Source organism: Methylibium sp. (assembly GCF_013817365.1).
Classification (GTDB): domain Bacteria; phylum Pseudomonadota; class Gammaproteobacteria; order Burkholderiales; family Burkholderiaceae_C; genus Methylibium.
In genome coordinates, this window is record NZ_JACDCU010000581.1 from 1 (window position 1) to 2,142 (window position 2,142).

Here is a 2,142-nt window from a genome sequence, read left to right on the forward strand (position 1 = left end):
CGGATCGAAAGGCGTGATCTTCGCCGGGTCGTTGCACTGCGTCGGCAGCACCGTGCCTTCGGTCGCGTAGAGCTCCTGCAGCATGGCGCGCGTGACGCGCCCGGCCGGCAGGTCGAAGGCCAGTTCGCCGGCGCGCATGCCGACGATGCGCGGGAACCATTTCAAGGCCAGGTCCACGGCGTGCAGCGATGCGACCAGCGTCGCGCCCTGCGTTTCACTGTGCGCGATCAGCTGGCCCACCGCAGCGTCGGCCAGCGCCGGGTCCAGCGCCGAGACCGGCTCGTCGGCCAGCAGCAGCTCGGGCGCCTGGTAGAGCACGCGGGCGATGCCCACGCGCTGCAACTGTCCGCCGGAGAGGCGGTCGCAGCGGTCGAACAGGCGGTCGGCCATGTCGAGCCGGGCCAGCGCTTCGCGCGCGCCGGCGATGTCGCCCGGATAGAGCAGCGAGGCCAGCGCCCTGCCGGTGCCCCAGCGGCCAAGCCGGCCGGCCAGCACGGCGGTGACGACCCGCAGCCGCGGCGGAATGGGCGGCGCCTGGTGGACGACGCCGATGCGTGCGCGCAGCTTGCGCAGCGCCGCAGCCGAGAGCTGCCACGCATTGGCGCTCAGGCTCAGCGCCCGGCCCTCGCCCGGCCGCAGGGCGGTGGCCAGCACGCGCAGCAGCGTGGTCTTGCCGGCGCCCGACGGGCCGATGATCGCCAGCCGTTCGCCCGGCGCCGCGCTCAGGCTCACGTCTCTGAGCGCTCGCTGGCCGTTGGGGTGGACGAGGCCGACGCTCTCCAGCGCGAAGCTCATCGGGCACGCTCCGGCCGTGGAGCCGTCAAGGCTTGATCAGCCCTGCCGCGCGCGCTGCGGCTTCGATGCCGTCGTAGTTCGACGCCTGGGTGGGAATGAACTTCGCGGCCCGTTGCAGACCCAGGATTTCCTTGTGCTCCGGGTTGGCCGGATCGAGATCGAGGAAGGCCTCGGTCAGCTTCTTGGTGAGGGCTGCGTCCAGCCCCGGGCGAACCGTCCAGTTGTAGTCGTAGTAGGGCGGCGTGGTGGCGATCACGCGCACCTTGGCGGCGTTCGGGTTGCCGCTCTCGATCAGCTTGTCCATCACGGACGCGTTGAGCACACCCGCTTGCGCGCGACCGGCGGCGACAAAGGCAACGGTCGCGTCGTGGGCGCCCGAAAAGGCGATGGCCTTGAAGTCGCGGTCGGGCTCGATGCCCTCACGCGTCAGGAAAAAACGGGGCATCAAATGGCCCGAGGTCGACGACGGCGAGCCGAACGCGAAGGTCTTGCCTTTCAGTTCAGCCAGGCTCTTGACGGGGCTCGAGGCCGGCACGATGAACTTGCTCGTGAACTTCTCGTCTTCGGCGCGCTGCACGATCGGCAGCGCCTTGCCGTCGGTGCGCAGCTTGGCCTGCACGAAGGTGAAGCCGCCGAGCCAGGCCAGATCGATCTTGTTGTTGGCGAGGCCTTCGACCACCGCTGCGTAGTCGGTCACCGGGGTGAACTGCACGGGCAGGCCGGTCTTCTTCTGCAGGTAGTCGCCGAGCGGCTTGAACTTGCGCTGCAGTTCGGTGGGCGCTTCGTCGGGAATGGCGGAGACGCGCAGCACGGTGGTTTGCCCCGAGACCGGCGCCGCGCTTGAGAGCAGGGCCAGTGAAAACAGGGCGGCGAGGAGCGAGGGTTTTTTCATGGGTCGTCGTCGTGGGGAGGGAAGGAAAAGCGGGATCGGTCCCGTGCGCCCGGTTCACAGCGCGGCCGTGCGAAAGCCGGTGAACAGGTCCGTGCGTTCGGGCAGAAAGAAGTTGCGGTAGCGCGGGTCGTGCAGGCGGCGGTGAGTGGCAAAAGCGCCGCCGCGCAACTCGCGGTGCGTGTCGAACCAGGGGGCAGAGTATTCGCGATAAGGCCCGGGCGTGAAGCCGGGATAGGGCGCGAACACATCGCTCGTCCATTCCCAGACGCTGTCGCCCCAGAGAAAGACACGAGCGTCGTTCGGTCTCGAGCCCGTGCCCGAACGGTCCGGCTCCGCAGGCGCCGCACTCATCGCCGCATGCTCCCATTCGGCCGCGCTCGGCAGCCGGCGCCCGGCCCAGCGGCAATAGGCCTCGGCCTCCCAGGCGTTGATGTGGATGACCGGTTGCGCAGGAT

The 2,142-nt window shown here is 69.4% G+C and carries 3 protein-coding genes; all 3 read right to left on the minus strand.

Annotation, left to right across the window (positions count from 1 at the left end):
• The coding region (locus H0W38_RS21585) for a phosphonate ABC transporter ATP-binding protein (protein ID WP_292458075.1) at positions 1-795 on the minus strand (795 nt) is incomplete at its 3' end.
• A gap of 25 nt (positions 796-820) precedes the next feature.
• Entirely contained in the window at positions 821-1,687 is an 867-nt protein-coding gene (locus H0W38_RS21590; RefSeq protein WP_292458077.1) for a putative selenate ABC transporter substrate-binding protein, read from the minus strand.
• A 54-nt stretch (positions 1,688-1,741) separates the two neighbouring features.
• Positions 1,742-2,142: SUMF1/EgtB/PvdO family nonheme iron enzyme (locus tag H0W38_RS21595; protein ID WP_292458079.1), on the minus strand; the 401-nt coding region annotated here is incomplete at its 5' end.

What these genes read in the sequence shown, in the direction of transcription:
- H0W38_RS21590 (WP_292458077.1), bottom strand. Translation starts at nt 1,687, where the DNA reads ATGAAAAAACCCTCGCTCCTCGCCGCCCTGTTTTCACTGGCCCTGCTC.